The sequence below is a fragment of the Pedobacter sp. ASV12 genome (genome assembly GCF_016429155.1).
Classification (GTDB): domain Bacteria; phylum Bacteroidota; class Bacteroidia; order Sphingobacteriales; family Sphingobacteriaceae; genus Pedobacter.
This window is the reverse complement of sequence record NZ_JAELUC010000010.1, coordinates 1-18,073: the sequence shown is the minus strand read 5'-3', so window position 1 is coordinate 18,073 and position 18,073 is coordinate 1. Positions and strand designations below refer to the sequence as shown.

General features: G+C 44.9%; 16 protein-coding genes and 1 pseudogene. 9 read left to right on the top strand and 8 right to left on the bottom strand.

All coding sequences use genetic code 11. The annotated features are described in order from the left end of the window. Positions 1-19 precede the first annotated feature (19 nt). The 4 genes from JHD69_RS04740 to htpG form a co-directional block, all read right to left on the bottom strand. Positions 20-2,587 carry an outer membrane beta-barrel protein gene (locus JHD69_RS04740; protein ID WP_199137864.1) on the bottom strand — a complete coding sequence of 856 codons (2,568 nt, stop codon included), beginning with the start codon at positions 2,585-2,587 and terminating at the stop codon, positions 20-22. Between the two features lie 256 nt (positions 2,588-2,843). Next, on the bottom strand, positions 2,844-3,533 hold the full coding sequence (locus JHD69_RS04735) for a DUF4397 domain-containing protein (RefSeq protein WP_199137863.1): 690 nt from the start codon (positions 3,531-3,533) through the stop codon (positions 2,844-2,846). 115 nt (positions 3,534-3,648) lie between these two features. Further along, on the bottom strand, positions 3,649-4,866 hold the full coding sequence (locus JHD69_RS04730) for a metallophosphoesterase (protein ID WP_199137862.1): 1,218 nt from the start codon (positions 4,864-4,866) through the stop codon (positions 3,649-3,651). A gap of 60 nt (positions 4,867-4,926) precedes the next feature. After that, positions 4,927-6,813, bottom strand: coding sequence for a molecular chaperone HtpG (htpG, locus tag JHD69_RS04725; RefSeq protein WP_199137861.1), 1,887 nt, complete (start codon positions 6,811-6,813; stop codon positions 4,927-4,929). Between the two features lie 252 nt (positions 6,814-7,065). Here htpG and JHD69_RS04720 point away from each other — a divergent pair, with 252 nt between their 5' ends. From JHD69_RS04720 to def, 4 genes are all read left to right on the top strand, one after another. Further along, complete coding sequence (locus JHD69_RS04720) at positions 7,066-8,418, top strand: alpha-L-fucosidase (RefSeq protein ID WP_199137860.1); 1,353 nt, start codon at positions 7,066-7,068, stop codon at positions 8,416-8,418. 108 nt (positions 8,419-8,526) lie between these two features. Next, positions 8,527-8,964, top strand: a complete 438-nt coding sequence (locus tag JHD69_RS04715; protein ID WP_199137858.1) for a hypothetical protein — start codon at positions 8,527-8,529, stop codon at positions 8,962-8,964. 28 nt (positions 8,965-8,992) lie between these two features. Continuing rightward, complete coding sequence (locus tag JHD69_RS04710) at positions 8,993-10,222, top strand: M16 family metallopeptidase (RefSeq protein ID WP_199137856.1); 1,230 nt, start codon at positions 8,993-8,995, stop codon at positions 10,220-10,222. Positions 10,223-10,325: 103 nt separating this feature from the next. Then, positions 10,326-10,883, top strand: coding sequence for a peptide deformylase (gene def / locus JHD69_RS04705; protein WP_199137854.1), 558 nt, complete (start codon positions 10,326-10,328; stop codon positions 10,881-10,883). Between the two features lie 151 nt (positions 10,884-11,034). Here the strand turns inward: def and JHD69_RS04700 are convergent, their stop codons facing one another. Genes JHD69_RS04700 through JHD69_RS04690 form a run of 3 tightly spaced genes read right to left on the bottom strand, consistent with a single transcriptional unit; the run spans position 11,035 to position 13,086 of the window. Beyond that, entirely contained in the window at positions 11,035-11,676 is a 642-nt protein-coding gene (locus JHD69_RS04700; RefSeq protein WP_199137853.1) for a hypothetical protein, read from the bottom strand. A 53-nt stretch (positions 11,677-11,729) separates the two neighbouring features. Continuing rightward, positions 11,730-11,975: a NifU family protein gene (locus tag JHD69_RS04695; protein ID WP_199137851.1), complete on the bottom strand. Its 246-nt coding sequence runs from the start codon at positions 11,973-11,975 to the stop codon at positions 11,730-11,732. Positions 11,976-12,009: 34 nt separating this feature from the next. Continuing rightward, positions 12,010-13,086: an Mrp/NBP35 family ATP-binding protein gene (locus JHD69_RS04690; protein ID WP_199137849.1), complete on the bottom strand. Its 1,077-nt coding sequence runs from the start codon at positions 13,084-13,086 to the stop codon at positions 12,010-12,012. Between the two features lie 119 nt (positions 13,087-13,205). On the opposite strand from JHD69_RS04690, the gene JHD69_RS04685 reads away from it, so the two are divergent. The 4 genes from JHD69_RS04685 to JHD69_RS04670 all read left to right on the top strand — a co-directional run bounded on the left by JHD69_RS04685 (position 13,206) and on the right by JHD69_RS04670 (position 16,954). Further along, positions 13,206-15,389, top strand: coding sequence for a transglycosylase domain-containing protein (locus tag JHD69_RS04685; protein ID WP_199137847.1), 2,184 nt, complete (start codon positions 13,206-13,208; stop codon positions 15,387-15,389). Positions 15,390-15,395: 6 nt separating this feature from the next. Beyond that, the gene (gene hpt / locus JHD69_RS04680) at positions 15,396-15,932 is read left to right on the top strand and encodes a hypoxanthine phosphoribosyltransferase (protein WP_199137845.1); all 537 of its coding nucleotides are present in this window, start codon (positions 15,396-15,398) and stop codon (positions 15,930-15,932) included. A 124-nt stretch (positions 15,933-16,056) separates the two neighbouring features. Further along, entirely contained in the window at positions 16,057-16,716 is a 660-nt protein-coding gene (locus JHD69_RS04675) for a phosphatidylserine decarboxylase family protein (protein WP_199137843.1), read from the top strand. 10 nt (positions 16,717-16,726) lie between these two features. Next, on the top strand, positions 16,727-16,954 hold the full coding sequence (locus JHD69_RS04670; RefSeq protein ID WP_199137841.1) for a hypothetical protein: 228 nt from the start codon (positions 16,727-16,729) through the stop codon (positions 16,952-16,954). Positions 16,955-16,972: 18 nt separating this feature from the next. Here the strand turns inward: JHD69_RS04670 and JHD69_RS04665 are convergent. Further along, positions 16,973-17,458: pseudogene (locus JHD69_RS04665) on the bottom strand (ATP-binding protein); the annotation flags it as partial. An 8-nt stretch (positions 17,459-17,466) separates the two neighbouring features. Here JHD69_RS04665 and JHD69_RS04660 point away from each other — a divergent pair. Beyond that, complete coding sequence (locus tag JHD69_RS04660; RefSeq protein WP_370583452.1) at positions 17,467-17,907, top strand: helix-turn-helix domain-containing protein; 441 nt, start codon at positions 17,467-17,469, stop codon at positions 17,905-17,907. Positions 17,908-18,073: the final 166 nt, after the last annotated feature.

The following is an 18,073-nucleotide window of genomic DNA, read 5'->3' as shown; positions in this document are numbered from 1 at the left end:
TAACGATTATTCGATTGGCTTATTTTGAGCCAAATTGCTGCAAATTGAGGCTTAGGTTAAACGTAAAATAGCGGGTAAGCTGGTTAGACCTGCTGTCGACAATCGAGTTGCCTGAAACATAACGCGACAGGTTGTTGCCTTGCTTTAGCAAGTCGTAGCCCTGTATACTAATGGTAGCCGATTTCTTTTTAAAAAAGGCTTGGCTGATGCTGGCGTTAATAATCAGCGGATTGTTATTGCCCAAAGCATAGCCTGAATTGATCCTTTTAGAGCCGTTTAAGCCTACATTCAATCCCTTAAACAGGTTGGCGCGTGCAGTGAGGTTAAAAAACCAGTTCTCGATGTTTTTAGTGTTTTGTTGCTGCAACGAATAGTTATTGGTGCTCAGGCTATAGCTTACGCTTCCGCTTGCCGAGAACTTCTTGCTATTGTAGCCGGAATTAAGGGCTTGGCTAAAATTAACGCCGTGGTTAAAGAGTTTTACGTTATCGGTAAACGACACATTTTGCGAATAGCCCACGTTGCCTCTGAGGCCAACATTGTATTTCCGGTTGCCAAAGGGGAGGGTAAACGCGTAGTTCCCATTTACGTTGTAAGTTCCGTTGGTGTTTTCGTAGTGGGTTTCCTGTTTTAGGCTATTCAGGGTATCGCGCCGCAAAATTACGTTGGTTACAATCTGGTTCTGCACGGTAGAAGCCCCAATGCCCAACTGTAGCGATTTGCCAGTTTTTAAGCCTACCAGGTTATAATTCATGTTGATGGCATGACTGAAAGACGGCTTGAGTTCGGGGTTTCCGATAACTATGTTTTGCAGGTTCTGTGTGTTTTTTACCGGTTGCAGCTGATAGAAGCCCGGCGCCCGGCTGCTGCCATTGTAATAGGCCGAAAACGAGTTGGAGGGTGATATCCGGTAACTTACATTAAGCGTAGGCGAGTAATTGAGCGTGCTATTGCTGATGCGTTCGTTACGGTCTTCGTATTTGCCCCTCATCAAGTTGGGCTGTGCGTTAATGCCCAAGTTGTAGCTCAGTTTCTTGGCGTTGTAGCTGTAGCTGATGCCTGCACTCTGCGTGATATTGGTAGAATGGTAGCGATTGCTGAGCGTATCAACATAATGCGAAATACCTTGCGCATCGGTTACATAGGTAAGCAGCGAATTTTCGACATTGCCTACCGAAAAATTGTAGGATATGTTCAGGTTTCGCGAAGCTATGGTATCTTTTTTCCCCAAGGTTTGGCTAAAGCTCAGGCCCCCGCCTAAATTGGTACTTTTGTTCTGGCTATCTATCAACCTATTTAAAATCGAGTCTTTAACCATAGCGCTGCTATTGGGGTCGTAATAAGTGGTGTGGCTGTTGATTTGCTGATCGCTACTGGTAACACCCCGGCTAAAATTAAAGTTAAAGCTCACGTTATTCCTACTTTGCTTAAAACGTTGCGACCATGAGCCACCGACATTGATATTCGGCGTATGGCTAGAAGATCTGTTTTCATCGTTCAGGTCTTGTTTTACGATGCCGCTTTGCCTAGAAAAGCTTTGACTATTGCTCGCTCCCTTGTTTTGAGACAAGCCAAGGTTAATGACGAAAAATCTTTTTTTGGTAGACGACTGTATGCCCCAGGCGAGGCTATTGTTGTTGCTTTTGTTATTGCCGTTGCTTCCTGTCTGATTAAAAATCGTACCGAGGGTATTCGTGGTCTCAATCAGCGATTCGCGTTGGCTATCGCTTTGCATATTGCCAAAATTGTAATTCAGGTTGCTGTTGATATTCTTGCCAATCTTGTCAAGATAGCTGCCATTGGCGCTGCTGTTTTTGCTGCTTCCCGCGCCGTTGTTGGCCTTGTTAAAGCCGCCATTAAAGCCAATTTGCGTTTGGTCTCTCCAGATATTGCTGTTGAGCTTTGCCCCGTACTGGCTGTTGGTGCCACCAACGGTACTTATGGTGCCAAATACACCTTTGTCCATACCCGGCTTGGTTACAATATTGAGCATTTTTACAGGTTCGCCTACCCTGATGCCGGTAAAATTGGCCTGATCGCCATAATCGTCTATCACCTGTATTTTGGCCACGATGCTTGCCGGCAGCTTGCTGATAAAATCTTTAACGTTATTGGTAAAGAAATCTTTGCCGTTTACCCGGAGCTTGGTCATTTCCTTGCCCATGGTTTTTACATTGTCGTCGTCGTCAACCTCCATGCCCGGCAATTGCTTTAGCAGCTCGGTCACCCGATCGTCTTCCATTACATTAAAAGCGGCCGCATCGTACTCGATGGTATCTTTCTTGATCCGAATGGGTTGGGGCTGGGGCCTGATGACAACTTCCTTGAGCATTTCGCCCGCATTTTTGAGTGTAACAGGCGCTAAAGTCGTGGTCTTTTCTTTGAGTTCGTGCAATGCCCCATAGCGCTCGTAACCGATGATACTGATGTTGAGGGTTACTTTGGAGGCCTTGATATCCTTAAAACTAAAACGACCGTCTTTGTTGCTGGTGGTTCGAAGCGTATCCGCACCTGCGATCAGCAGGATATTGGCTTCGCTGATGGGTTTGCCTGCCGTATCGATGATGCTGCCCCCGAGCTTGTGCAAGGTTTGGGCCCTTAATTGGGAGAGGCCACAGCTCAATGCAATCGATAAAATTAAGACAAATCTGAAAAGGTGCATTGAGGCTTAAGGCAATAATCAAAACAAACTTAATGCTTAGTTTCAACTAAAAAAATAGCTTTCACCAATTTTAACATTAGTCCTCAAAAAATTAAAGGCCACAAGCCAGGGTTCTTCGGTTCGAGCCTGTAGCTTGCGGCCAAGAAAAAGGCTTCCGAACTAATGGGAAGCCTTTGGTGAACTATTTGTGTGTAAAAATAGTGGCACCGAATACGGTTGGGCCATCAACAGACGCCTTTAGGCCCCGGGCATAAATAGTATAGATTTTGCCACTCTCTACGTTGATATTGGTTAGCGTAGCCAAAACAGCACCTGTAGCCTTGTTTTTAATGTTGAAGGTTACAGAAGCCGCCGCATCAACCGCCTCGAAAGTACTGAATTCCTTGAAGGCTTTATTGGTCGCCAATGGATCGGCTTTGCCAACGATAGCCAAATCCAAGGGATCAGAATCGGAGCTTAAATTCACAAAACGAACTTTTGCCTTTCCGGTTGCTGGCGTAGTCAGGTCGTCTTTCAACAACAAGAGCTTCACATTGTCTAGTTTATCAATAACGAAAAGCGAATAGCCGAACTGGGGTTCCATGCTGATCACCTCGGTTCTTAGGTTTAGGCCGCTTCCTTGTTTGGAAATGTCAACTTTTCGGTTGCCAGAATAGGCATTTGCATAATCCCATTTGTCGAGGTAGGCAAAATTGTTATTGGTTACCTTGCCATTATCGATAAAAACATCCAGTTTTTCGTCAGTAGGCACAGCGTTGATGAGGCTTAAGCCCGAAAGCTGTACGGGCGTAGACTTTATCTTTGAACATGAAGCGAAAGCAATAGAGAGCGCAATAGTGGCAATGATAACTTTGTAATGGAGTAATTTCATAATTAAATTTTTAGGTACTTGTACATATTGGTTAATGGCCATTAACATATTACCAACCTATACGGCGCCAATGGGCCAAACGCTACAAGCCCCTTATTTTTTATGAAATTTTTGGCTAGGCTCTTTTAAGGGTAATAACCGTTACCTCTGGCCAAATGCCCACGCGTCCCGAAAAACCGATAAACCCAAAGCCTCTGTTTACGTTCAGGTATCTTCCGTTTTCTGCTTTGATGCCCGCCCAATGGTTGTAGCGGAATTTAACCGGGCTCCATTTGATGCCAAAAGCCTCGATGCCAAACTGCATGCCGTGCGTATGTCCGGCCAAGGTTAGCTGTATTTTTGAGGGATTGTTTTTGACCTGTTGCTCCCAATGCGACGGATCGTGCGAAAGCAGTACCTTAAATTCGGTGGTGGTGGTTTGCTCCAGTGCCTTTTGCAGGTCGCCACGCTCGCCAAAACCGAGCCCCCAATTTTCTATGCCCGCCAAAATAATGTGCTCGCCTTCTTTTTGCAAGGTTACGTGTTCGTCGAGCAACAAACGGAAACCCAATTCGGCATGGTATTTTTTCAACTGCGCCAGATTTGCCCTTTTAGCCTCTTCGCTTGGCCATTTTACATAATCGCCATAATCGTGGTTGCCCAATACCGAGAACTGGCCGTAGCGCGCCTTGATTTGCGAAAAATGACCAATCCAGGGCTTGATTTCTTCGGCTTTGTTGTTAACCAGGTCGCCGGTAAACACAAATAAATCCGAATCCTGTTGTTTAATCAGGTCTATACCCCGTTGTACGGCGGCCTGGTTTTTAAAGCTGCCCGCATGTACATCCGAAATCTGGGTAATGGTAAAGCCATCGAAAGCCTTGGGCAAATCGTTGAAATGCAAAGTATGATGGATTACCCGATACGCATATTTGCCCCGTAGCATTCCGTAAACGAACAAGAGCACACTTAAACCGAAAAGCACCAGGCCAAAATCTACCCAATAAGGATTTCTAACCGGCGCCAAAAACCGGTGGTTGCCAATGAGATGAACCGTACCTGCCAACAGCCGATAAACATCGCCAAACAGCAATACCACGGCAAAGAGCAGTTCGCTTACCAAAAGCACCAAAAAAGCATGTGCCGAAATTTTGAAGGCCGTACCCAGTTCTCTGCCACGGCTGTAAAAAATAGAACCCGCCAAGGCAAGGGTTACAACGACTACGACCGACCAAAAAATGGCCAATACGTAATACGGAACCACCAGCCTCAAGCCCTCCGTTACGTAGGCGTTTAACAAGGCAAAAACAAATAAAAATATGGCTATGGGAGCGAATTGAAGTCTTCTTCTCATAAAAAGGCATTAAAAAGCGAAAGGGTGTTTTGATTAAAACACCCTTTCTTATTTCGGTTATTAGATCAGCTCTACGCTGCGGTTAACAAAATCTGTCAATTCTGCTCCAGTAAGCATGCCTTGCGAAAGCAGGGCCAAGTCTACAGCCTGTTTAGCGTATTTGCTTTGCTCTTCTTCATTGGTTGTGGCCAAAATCTTGCCTACCAATTTATGGTTGCCGTTAATGGCTACCTTATAGCTATCGGGCATATTGCCATAAAAACTCATGCCTCCGCCCATTTTGGCCATGTCTTTCATGCGGCGCATAAATTCGTCCATGGTAATGGTTACCGGCGCGTCGTCTGGGCTTAAGCCTACCACTTCTACGCTGAAGCCTGGTTTTACAATGGCTTTTTCGAAAATGGATTTCACCTGGGTCGACTGCTCGTCGCTCAATACTGATTCGTGCAGCTCGTCTTTTTCAATCAGCTGGTTGGTTACACTGGCGTCAACACGTTTAAGCAAGGTTTTTTCCAGTTTTTGCTCCAGGCTGCTTACAAAATGGCCATCGATAGGCGAATTCATCAGCAACACGTCGTAGCCTTTTTTATTGGCGGCCTGGATAAAACCGTCTTGTTTATCAGGATCGGTAGTGTACAGGTAAACCAATGAACCGTTTTTATCGGTTTGCTCGGCCTTGATTTTTTCCTTGTATTCTTCTAGGGTAAAGTTCTCATTTTGTGTATTGGTCAACAAAGCGAAATCTTTGGCTTTTTCGTAGAATTTCTCTTCGCTGATCATGCCGTACTTCACAAAAAGACCGATATTGCTCCATTTTTCTTCGTAGGCCTTACGGTCTTTGTTAAACAGCTCGGCCAGTTTATCGGCTACTTTTTTGGTGATGTAGCTGTTGATTTTTTTCACGTTGCTATCGGCTTGCAAGAAGCTTCTCGACACGTTCAACGGAATATCCGGCGAGTCGATTACGCCATGCAGCAACATCAGGAACTCTGGCACGATGTCTTTTACTTCGTCAGTAATAAACACCTGGCGGCTGAACAGCTTGATTTTGTTGCGTTGCAGATCGAAGTCGTCTTTTACCTTAGGGAAATAAAGCACCCCCGTTAGGTTAAACGGATAGTCTACGTTCAAGTGGATCCAAAACAAAGGCTCTTCCGAAAAAGGGTAAAGCTGCTTGTAAAAATCGAGGTAATCTTCGTCTGACAAATCTGCAGGCGCTTTGGTCCAGATCGGATTGGTGGTATTGATAATGTTGTCTACCTCAACCGATTTGTATTTGGTTTTGCCTTCTTCGTCCTGTCCGTCTTCTTCTTGTGTGGTTTTGGTGCCGAATTTAATTGGCACTGGCAAGAATTTGGCGTATTTATCCAAAATCTCCTGCAGCTTGTGTTCGTGTAAAAACTCCTCCGATTCGCTGTTGATGTGCAAAATAATATCGGTACCTCTGGTGGTACGGTTACCGTCGGCAATTTCAAATTCGGTGCTGCCATCGCAGGTCCATTTGGCCGCGGCTGCACCTTCCTGATATGACAAGGTTTGGATTTCAACCCAATCGGCTACCATAAATGCAGAGTAGAAGCCCAAACCAAACTTGCCGATAATTTCATTGGCATCTTTGGCGTCCTTAAATTTCTCTACAAATTCGCTGGCGCCCGAAAAGGCGACTTGGTTGATATATTTTTTGATTTCTTCGGCAGTCATGCCCAAGCCATTGTCGCTAATGGTAATGGTTTTGGCTTTTTCGTCAAGCTTTACTTCTACCAGAGGTTCGCCTAGCTCGCCATTGTACTGGCCCAAGGCCGCCAATCGTTTTATTTTTTGTACCGCATCAACTGCGTTAGAAACCAATTCCCTTAAAAAGATCTCATTATCCGAATACAGGAATTTCTTGATGATCGGGAAAATGTTCTCCGTGTGTATGGAAATATTTCCTTTTTCTGTTGTCATATTTTAATTTCTAATTTTTTGATTATATCCTTACCCATCAAGCCCTGTTCCAAAATGCGAAACAGGTCAAAATGACAGCGAATACGGCAAAACCTGTCAAACATCCTGCCGACCAAAACCTTGCTCAACAAGCGTTTATGCCTGGAAAGGCTACTACTTTAGGTGTAAAAAGCATAATCATTTGCCAATTGCGCTTAATTTTAAATGCAGGCTTCTGGTTATCTTGTATACCTCTAACCAAATCATCAAGCCATGAAAAGAAAAACACTGTTATGCCTGCTTTTTGCGATAGCCGTTTATACCGCCGCATTTTCGCAACAAAAAATAGGGACCGAAAGCCCTGAAGCTAAAATAAAAAGAATGGAATGGTGGACCGATGCCCGTTTCGGCATGTTTATTCACTGGGGTTTGTATGCCTTGCCGGCGCGCCATGAATGGGTAAAAAACGCCGAGCGAATAACGAACGAAGGCTATGAAAAATACTTTCAACAGTTCAATCCAGACTTGTTCCAGCCCAAAGTTTGGGCCAAGGAGGCAAAAAAAGCAGGGATGAAATATGCGGTACTCACGACCAAGCATCATGAAGGTTTTACCTTGTTCGACAGTAAATTTACCGATTATAAAGCCACCAATACGCCGGCCAAGAGAGATCTGGTCAAAGAATTTGTAGAGGCCTTTAGGGCCGAAGGCATTAAGATAGGTTTTTATTACTCGCTGATCGATTGGCATCACCCCGATTTTACGATAGACCGGATGCACCCGCAAAGACTGGTTAAGGAAAGCGATAGTGGCTATGCCGCCCTAAACAAGGGGAAAGATATGGCCAAGTATCGCAAATACATGTACAATCAGGTTACCGAACTGTTGAGCAATTATGGAAAAATAGACATCCTTTGGCTCGATTTCTCCTATCCGGGAAAGTACGGCAAGGGCAAGGACGACTGGGGCTCGATAGAATTGCTTAAACAGATCAGAAAATTGCAACCTGGTATCATTGTCGACAATCGTTTAGACCTGAAAGCGTATGAAGACGGGCAGGATTTTGAAACACCCGAACAAGTGGGCACCAAAGAGCTCGAAAAATACAGGGGAAAGGTGTGGGAAACCTGCCAAACCTTTTCAGGCTCTTGGGGCTATTACCGCGACGAAAATACCTGGAAAACCCATCGCCAGCTATTAGATTTGCTGATTACCTCGGTAGCCAACGGCGGCAACCTGTTGCTGAACGTAGGGCCTACTGCCCGTGGCGAGTTTGACTATAGGGCCACCAATGCCTTGGATAGTTTAGGCTCTTGGATGCATGCCAATTCCAGATCGATTTACAACTGCACCTTCGCGCCAAACGAATTTAAGGCGGTTGAAGGCACCAAACTTACCTATAACAAAGAAGCCAGGAAGCTGTATGTGCATTTATTCGATTATCCGAAAGATGGCAATATGGTGTTGGAGGGCTATAGAGACAAGGTTGCGTATGCCCAATTTCTGCACGACAACTCAGAGCTTCAAACCGACCTGAACAAATCGACCGCTAGCAACCTGGTACTCAAGTTGCCCAAGAAAAAGCCCAATTTCGAAATCCCCGTTATTGAGCTAACTTTAAAATAAACCGACCTAATATCTTAACATATCCAAGGGAATATTTTCGATAATAGAAAATATTCCCTTTTTGTTGCTTTACCGAATTCCTGAATTTTTGATTATACTTACACTTGCATGAAACAACAACTTAAAGTAATCCAACTGATGCATACTGCCTTTTGCGTCGCGGTATTTACATTTGCCATGGTAGGCTTACTGATTAACCAAAGTAAGCTTTTCTTTCAATCGCCGAATGGCTATTACGAACGGGGATTTATTTTAACAGCCATTTTTAGCAGTACGATAAGTAATATTTTATTTAACAGCCTAATTGCCAATATAGATTCCGCAAGTGATACGAAATCTAAGTTTATTCGATATCAAAGGGCATTCTTAACAAAATGTGGCATTTTAGAGGCGGGGTCAATGGTTAATTTGGTTGTTTTCTTAATGCACGGCAACCTCTATTTTTTAATATTTGCCGGAATGCCTTTCATTAATTTGGTCATGAGCAGGCCTACCGCCAGCAAGGTAGCCGATACCCTAAGTTTACAGGATACAGATATTTTATAACTTAAATTGCCGTAGCTTTGCGCCTTCAATGGAATATAATGTTCATACTTTAAGCAACGGCATCAGGCTTTTGCACGTTCCTTCGGCATCGCCGATTTCTCATGCCTGCATTATTGTCAATACGGGATCGAGGGATGAAAGCGATGCGCAAATGGGCCTGGCCCACTTTATCGAACACCTGATTTTTAAGCGGACCGAAAAACGCAATACCAACCAGATCTTAACCCGGCTGGAAAGCGTGGGTGCCGACCTGAACGCCTATACCACCAAAGAATACACCTGCATCCATGCCTCTTTTCTGCATCCCTACCTCGACCGCACTTTAGAGCTTTTTAACGATATCGTTTTCCATTCTACTTTTCCAGAAGAGGAAATAGAGAAGGAAAAAGGCGTCGTGCTCGACGAGATTACTTCGTACCTGGACCAGCCCGAAGAAGCCATTAACGACGATTTTGAAGACCAGCTTTTTGCCGGACACGCCTTAGGGCGCAACATTTTGGGTACCCCCGATACCGTTGGTGCGCTGAGCCAAAAAGATATCCATCATTTTATCCGCCAGCATTACCGTACCGACCAAATTGTAGTAGCCGTTTTGGGCAACTATAACCTTACGAAGGTGGTTAAGATTGGCACCAAGCATTTCGAAAGCGTACCTGCAAATACTGGACAAAGCAACCGAATGGCTCCACAGCAGGCGCTGGTGCAAAACCTGGTGTCTAACAAGCAGATTATGCAGGCGCACTGCATGATGGGCATACAGGCCTATTCGCTGCATCACCCTTATAAAACCGGGCTTTTGCTGCTCAACAACATTTTGGGCGGTACCGGCATGAGCTCTATCCTGAATCTGCAGCTGCGCGAAAAACACGGCATCGCTTATACCATCGAAACCAATTACAGCCCTTTGAGCGATACCGGAATTTTTGCGCTTTATTTTGGCACCGACAAAGAAAAGGTTGACAAAGCCCGGAGCCTTATTTTTAAGGAATTTAGAAAGATAAAGACCAATCCCTTTACCGAAATCCAATTGCACAAGGCCAAGAACAAGTTTATCGGCCAAATTGCTTTGGGCGAAGAAAACCGGATCGGATTGATCATTTCGATGGCCAAAAGCCTGATCGACTATGATCGGATTGACAGCCTGACTACCGTTTTTCAGAAAATCAACGCCGTAACCACTGCAGATATGCAAAACATTGCAAACGAGATGCTGGACGAAAAGAACCTGAGCTCGCTTGTTTTCTATCCTGTCGACTAGTTTCATTCAGACGGAATACAGTATACTCAATTATGATGGGCACCACGCCATTAGGGCTGACGCTCCCGAATACCATATAAAATCTTTTTCGTATTTTTGCAACATGAAATTACCTATCGTAGCCTACGGAGACCCTGTTTTAAAGAAAGTTTGTACGCCAATAGACGAAACCTATCCTGATTTGCAAGCGTTGATCAGCAATATGTTCGACACGATGTACAATGCCAATGGCGTAGGCCTAGCCGCTCCACAAGTAGGTTTGGCCATCAGGCTGTTTGTTGTTGATACCCGTGCCGACGAAGACGAAGAGCCTTTCAAAAAGGTATTCATCAATGCCGAAATTTTAGCTGAAACCGGCGAGCCCTGGGCTTTTAACGAAGGTTGTTTAAGTATTCCCGAAATCAGGGAAGACGTGATGCGCAAACCTAACATCCTGATCCGTTACTACGACGAAAACTGGCAGTTGCACGAAGAAGAAGTAGGCGGATTTCCAGCTCGCGTAATCCAGCACGAATACGACCATATTGAAGGTAAGCTGTTTACCGATAAGTTGAGCTTGTTGCGCAAACAGTTGTTAAAAAGCAAGCTGGAAAACATTTCGAAAGGCAACGTGCGTACCGACTATAAAATGCGTTTCCCTAAGCAAAGCAAGAAAAGGTAGAGCTTAATCGGTAGCTAAGTCGGCATTGCGCCAGTAAAGAAGTGCCTAACACAGGCCATCAAGGTTTTAGTAAGCTTTGGGCTCGCGCCTAGCAAGCAGCCATTCTCCTTCTTGGCAAGGTGGGACTAATCATCACCATAAAAAAATGCGTTTATTTATCTTCGCTGCGCGCCTTGTCGCCGGCAAAGATTTCCTGCATGAGCCTGCCCCAGGCAAAAGGATTAAGCAGTGGATTGGTTTGGCGCATGTTGGCATTCACCATGCGGTCGAAGTTGTAGCGGTAGTTACTGTTGCTAACTTCCTGTGCATCTCTTGGCAAAGTAAGGGTCATGCCCCTAATGCTGGTCCTCGACAGGTTTTTCTTGGCAATAGCCATATCGTCATCGGCTACCTTCATAGACAGAAAGTCTTTGGTAAATTCTTCTACCGTAGCCCATGGGTTTACACGTACGGTTTTTAAATACACAATTTCCGATTTCATCTTAATCATCGCCGTGTATTTATGATCGGCTATTTCGGTAGGCAACACAAAGGTCTTGCTGGTAAAGCCTACGGCCGAAAACAGCAAAGTATCGCCTGGATGGACAATAAAAGAAAAATAGCCCTGGTAATTAGCAGCATATTTCTGCTCTTTGTTGCTCAGGTTGGTAATGGTCACATAAGGTACAACAGAATTGCTGTCAGCCTCGGTAATAATGCCCGAAAACTGCACCAGTTTATTGCTTTTGCCTCCGTCTTGCGCAAAAACAACGGCCGAAAACAGCAATAATATGATGGTTAGACAGTACTTCATTTTACAAAAATACGTGTAAAAGGCTTATTGGCTAGTTAAAATGTGTTAAAAAACTATTCCTGTTCGGCCAAATCAATAGCCACAACACTTTTAATTTCTGGCACGGCTTTCATGATCGCTTGCTCAATGCCGGCTTTCATGGTCATAAAACTCATTTTGCAGGAGCTGCAATTGCCCAACAACCTCAATTTTACGACATGTTCCGGCGTAATCTCTTCTAAGGCAACATTTCCTCCATCGGCGATTAAATAAGGCCTAATGGTTTCTAATGCTTGCTCTACTTGTTCCGTTAAACTCATCTTATATTTTTTAAAGTATAAAAATAGTAAATTTTTAGCAATTCGCCGCTTGTACGTTGTGTATAGAAACCTGCTGTGCCATTTTGCCTGCAATTTCGCTAAAGGCCAAAGCTACTGGGCTTTGCGGGTCTGTAGCTATCGGTTCGCCGTTATCGCCGGCAGCCGCTACGCTTTGCACCAACGGAATTTCGCCCAAGAAAGGTACTCCGTACTGTTCGGCCAATGCTTTGCCACCATCTTTTCCAAAAATGTAGTATTTGTTCTCAGGAAGCTCTGCCGGTGTAAAGTACGACATGTTCTCGATAACCCCCAATACCGGGATGTTAATGCCAGGCATCCTGAACATGGCCAGCCCTTTTCGGGTGTCGGCTAGGGCTACCTGTTGTGGCGTAGTTACAATAACGGCACCCGCTATCGGGAAGCTTTGGCTGATGGTAATGTGGATATCGCCGGTTCCTGGAGGTAAATCTACAATCAGGTAGTCCAATTCGCCCCAATCGGCATCGTTAAACAGCTGCTTAATGGCATTGGAAGCCATTGGCCCGCGCCATGGCACCGGCTGGTCTGGATCGGCAAAAAAACCCAAAGAAAGCAACTTGATGCCATATTTTTCGATCGGTAAAATCAAAGTCTTGCCATTTTCGGCTTCCCGTGCGCTTGGCTTGGCTCCAACCAGCCCGAACATAATCGGCACCGAAGGCCCGTAAATATCAGCATCAATCAGTCCAACCTTGGCACCGTCTTTGGCTAAGGTAACTGCCAAATTGCTGGCCACGGTTGATTTGCCGACGCCGCCTTTGCCCGACGAAACCAAAATGATATTTTTAATGGCGTTCAATTGCGTGGTATCTAAAGGTTTGGTTACCCGGGCCGTAATGTTGATATTGATTTCGGCATCGGGCGTAACAAAATGTTTAATGGCATTGATACAGGCATTTTTCAGCATGTCTTTCATCGGACAGGCCGGGGTAGTCAGCTCTAACGTAAAGCCTATGGTTTGACCTTCGATTTTCAGGTCTTTGATCATGTGCAACGTAACCAGGTCCTTTTTCAGGTCGGGGTCCTCTACATGTCGTAAAGCGGCTAAAACCTGCTCATTGGTAATTATCATCCCCAAAATTAACAAAACATAGGCATAAATAATTTGTGATAGGCCTTTTTGTTGTAATTTTAACACGAAATAAACATTTGCCCAAGGCGTTTGTTTAACAATAATTTCTACATTAGTTTATGCAATTCCCTCAAATTAGAATTCCTAAAAAATATATCAAGATTGGCGCCTGGGTTTTGGGTGTTTTTGCATTGGTTCTTGTTGCATTGGGTGCGGTGGCCTATGGCAAGCGTGAGGCGTTGCTCAAAAAAATGATGGCCAAGGCCATTGCCAAAGCGGATAAGGACTACGGACTGGAAATCAAAATCGGATCGGCAGGCTTTAGTGGCCTAAGTGCCGTACGCATGCAGCACATTTCGGTAGTGCCCAAAGACCGCGACACCTTGGCCACCATTAACGATATTACAGTGGGCGTGAAGCTCTTTCCCCTTATTTTTGGCAACGTAAAGCTGTCTGAAATCAACCTCAGCGAAGGCAAGCTCAATGTGGTGCTCAAGGATTCGCTTACCAACCTCGATTTCATCCTGAAAAGAAAAAAGAAGGACAGTACCAGCAACTCGAATAAAGTAGCCCTCAGCGATTTGGCCAGCAACCTGCTAAACGAGGTCTTCTATAAAATTCCCGACGACATGCAGCTGAAGAACCTGATGATGCAGCTGAACGACAACGATACCGCTACACTCAAATTCCTTACCACTTCGGCTACCATAGATGGTGGCGAGCTCAAATCGAACATTACCGTAAACGATACGGCGGCTACCTGGCACATCAACGGCAAACTGAACCCCAGCAGAAAACGCCTCAACATTATGCTTTATGCCGATGGCAAAAAAGTAGAACTGCCTTACATTGAACGAAAACTGAGTACCAAAATCAACTTCGATACCGTAAGGACCGAGATGAAGGAAGCCGATTTTAGCGGTGGCGACTACAAAATATCCGGATCTTGGAGTGTCAAAAACCTACTGATCAACCAAAAACGCATTTCCTCGGCCGACATTATCGTGCCTGATGCCAAAATTGATGCCGATATGCTGATTGGCGACAACTTCCTTTGCCTGGATAGCACTTCTACAGTTTACCTGAAAAAGGCCTCCATCCATCCTTTTCTCAAATACACCTTGTCGCCCAACAAAATTTACGAGATGAAGCTCAAGGCCGAAGAACAGGATGCCCAGGCTATTTTCGATTCTTTTCCATTGGGATTGTTCGAATCGCTAGAGGGCATGCAGGTGCAAGGCAAATTGCGCTACAACCTCGATTTTTACCTCGATACCGCTATTCCAGACAGCGTAAAGTTCAACTCTACGCTAACCCCAACCAATTTTAAAATCGTGAAATGGGGCAAAACCGATCTGCAGAAAATCAACAGCGATTTTGTGTACACCCCTTACGAATACGGCAAGCCGATGCGCAACATTACCATTGGCCCGTCTAACCCCAATTTTACACGGCTGGATGAGATTTCGCCCAATTTCAAAAATGCCTTGCTTACTTCAGAAGACCCGTCGTTTTTTAGGCACCATGGCTTTGTGGAAGAATCCATCCGCAAATCCATCGCTGTAAACTTTAAGGAAAAGCGCTTTAAACGCGGTGGCAGCACCATTTCTATGCAATTGGTGAAAAACGTTTTCTTGAGCAGGCAAAAAACATTGGCCCGCAAAGCGGAAGAGATTTTAATTGTTTGGCTGATTGAAAACAACAAGCTGGTGAGCAAGCAGCGCATGCTCGAGGTTTATTTCAACATTATCGAAATGGGCCAAAACGTGTATGGAATTGGCGAAGCTTCGAGGCATTATTTTGGCAAGACTCCTGCAGAACTTAGCATAGGCGAAGGCATTTTCCTGGCCAATATTGTGCCGAAGCCCAAAGTAGCTTTGTATAAGTTTATGAGCGACGGAAGCTTAAAAGGCTATTTGCTACCTTATTTTAACTTTATTGGAGGCACCATGGCCAGAAGAGGGCTAACGCCAGCCGATACTAGCGGTTACGGTTTTTACAACGTTCGCCTGCGTGAGGGCTTAAGGCAGTATTTGCTGCCTGATTCGACGGTTGTTGATACCACTGCTGTTGATGCCGACGAAGACGGCATGTTACCGCCGGCCGCCATGCAAGACAAAGGCAAAAGCTTGTTCGACCGTTTGTTTGGTGGCAATTCGGCCAAAAAAGATACCGCGGCGAACAATAAAGCCATGATTAGACCCGATACCGTTAAAACCAAAAAACAATTGCGCCAAGAACGTCGTGAACAGCGCCGAAAGGAGCGCGAGCAGGAAAAGGCCAAAGAAAATGGCGCTTCTTAAACCCAGATGAATAAAATACAAGTAAACAACAAAGACTTCGAAATCTTTCTCGAAAACGATGCCATTGGCAAACGGACCCGCCTCATTGGCATACAGCTGAACCTGGATTACGAAAACCGCTGTCCGGTTTTTATAGGCGTGCTCAATGGCAGTTTTTTGTTTATGGCCGATCTGCTGAAAGAAATCGATATTGCCTGCGAGGTCAATTTTATCCGCGTAGCTTCTTACCATGGAACCGAAAGCAGCGGAAAGATCAAGGAAACCTTTGGCCTGCCCAGCGACTTGGAAAACCGCGATGTTATTTTGGTAGAAGATATTGTTGATACCGGATTAACGCTGCAGTACATCCTGGAGAAGGTTTACGCACAAAAGCCAGCATCGGTAAGTATCTGTAGCCTGTTGCTTAAGCCTGCGGCACTCAAAGCCCCCATAGCAGAACTGAAATACGTGGGTTTCGAAATACCCAACGAATTTGTAGTGGGTTATGGGCTCGATTACGATGGGCTTGGCCGAAACCTGAAAGACATTTATAGAGCCATATAGATTGGCGATTGTAGATTTTCGATCGTAGATCGTGTATGCTGGACCACTTAAATCGTAAATCTAAAATCGTAATTCGTAAATTCCCGCTTTTTTTCCGAATTTTGCCATATTAAACCCCAAAACAATGACCATACACAAAGAAGGCTATACCAGCATTGCGTTAACTGTTCTGTTTATCTTTTTGCTCAACGCCTTTGTTGACTATAAATTTGCCGATTTAACCTGGCTTCGCTGGCTGATTTACATCGTGTCTTTTGCCCTCTTCATTATCGTTCTGCAGTTTTTTAGGAACCCTAAAAGAACGTTTACGAATGGCGAAAACCTGGTGATATGCCCTGCCGATGGTAAAGTAGTGGTTATTGAGGAGACCGAAGAAGGCGAATATTTCAAAGACAAACGCCTGCAGGTTTCTATTTTCATGTCGCCGGTAAACGTACACATTAACCGCAACCCGATTTCGGGCGTTGTGAAGTTTTTCAAATACCATCCGGGCAAATATTTAGCCGCCTGGAACCCCAAATCGAGTACCGAAAACGAAAGAACCACCGTAGTGGTTGAACATAAAAACGGCACCCCGGTATTGTTTAGGCAAATTGCAGGCGCATTGGCCCGACGCATTGTATGGTATGTGAAAGAAGGCGATCAAGTGGTGCAAAACGAGCAGTTTGGCTTTATCAAATTTGGTTCTAGGGTCGACATTTTCCTGCCTATTGGCACCAAGGTAAACCTGCAGCTGGATCAAGTGGTAAAAGGCGGTATTACCGTATTAGCCGAACTTAGCTAAACCTAACCCGATGAAAAAATTAGCCCTAGCTTTGTTACTGACGGCCGTAGGTTTTGTTGCCCAGGCGCAAACCAAGGCTCCAAAAGCCACTCCCGTTAAAAAGGAAGCCTGTTTAAGCAAAGGTAAATCATGTTGCAACGACAAAGCGCTTTCGGCCTTGAGAAGACCCGTTGCCAAACCTGCCATGAACATTACAAATACCGCCTCGTCAAGTCTTGTCAAAAAGCGGCATAAGTAAAAAATAAAGCATCTTGACTCATCCCGCCCAGGTTTCTCTATCCAGGCTTCTGTAATGGATGGCTTCGGCGAGATGTTGAGTGTTGATCTGTTCGCTTTCGTCTAAATCGGCGATGGTTCTGGCCACCTTCAAAATACGATCGTAGGCCCTCGCCGAAAGCCCCAGTTTTTCCATCGCCATTTTAATGAGGTTTTGCCCGGTTTCGTCTATCACACAAATTTGCCGCACCATGTTCGAGCTCATTTGTGCATTGGCATGCAGATTTTCCTGGTTTTTAAAGCGTTCGCCCTGGATGGTTCTTGCGTTGATTACGCGTGACCTGATCTGTTCGCTTTTTTCGGTTTTTCTATTGGAAGCAAGTTGCTCAAAATTAACCGGGGTTACCTCCACATGTAAATCGATGCGGTCTAACAAAGGACCGGAAATCTTGCTCAGGTATTTCTGTACCACACCCGGAGCACATAAGCATTCCTTATCTGGATGATTGAAAAAGCCACAAGGACATACATGCGTTGCCTTGTTTTAAATATGTTAAGCAAGTAGATAAGCCCTTGCCATTTTCTTATCCTAGTTCGCCGGTTACAATTGGCGAGCATATCCGTAAGAAAAGGATGGAACTAAAGTTGTTGCAGAGTGATGTTGCTGAGAGGTTTGATGTAAGTATAGACTGTATTACCTATTGGGAAAACAATAGAAGCAATCCACAAATCAAATTCTTTCCAAAAATTATCGACTTTTTGGGTTATAACCCATTAGACTTTGATGAATCAACACTTTCTGGTAAGATAAAAGCATACCGGTATAGAACGGGAACCACTTCCTCTATGCTCGCAAACCTATTGAAAGTTGACCAATCAACTGTCACAGAATGGGAAAGTGGAAAGCGCCTACCTGCTTCGAAACATCTAATAGAGCTAGAAGCGTTGCTGGACAACGTTAGTAGTCGCAACTAACTTGAAAAGCATCAATTTTACCACTAAAATTTGCGTCTTCTTTCAAGTTCCAATAAATGATCCCAATAGTCTCTGTCTCTTATACACATCTGACGCTGCCGACGAACCACGACATGTGTAGGTATGGGGGGGGGGGGGGGGGGTGAAAAAGGGGGGGGGGGGGGGG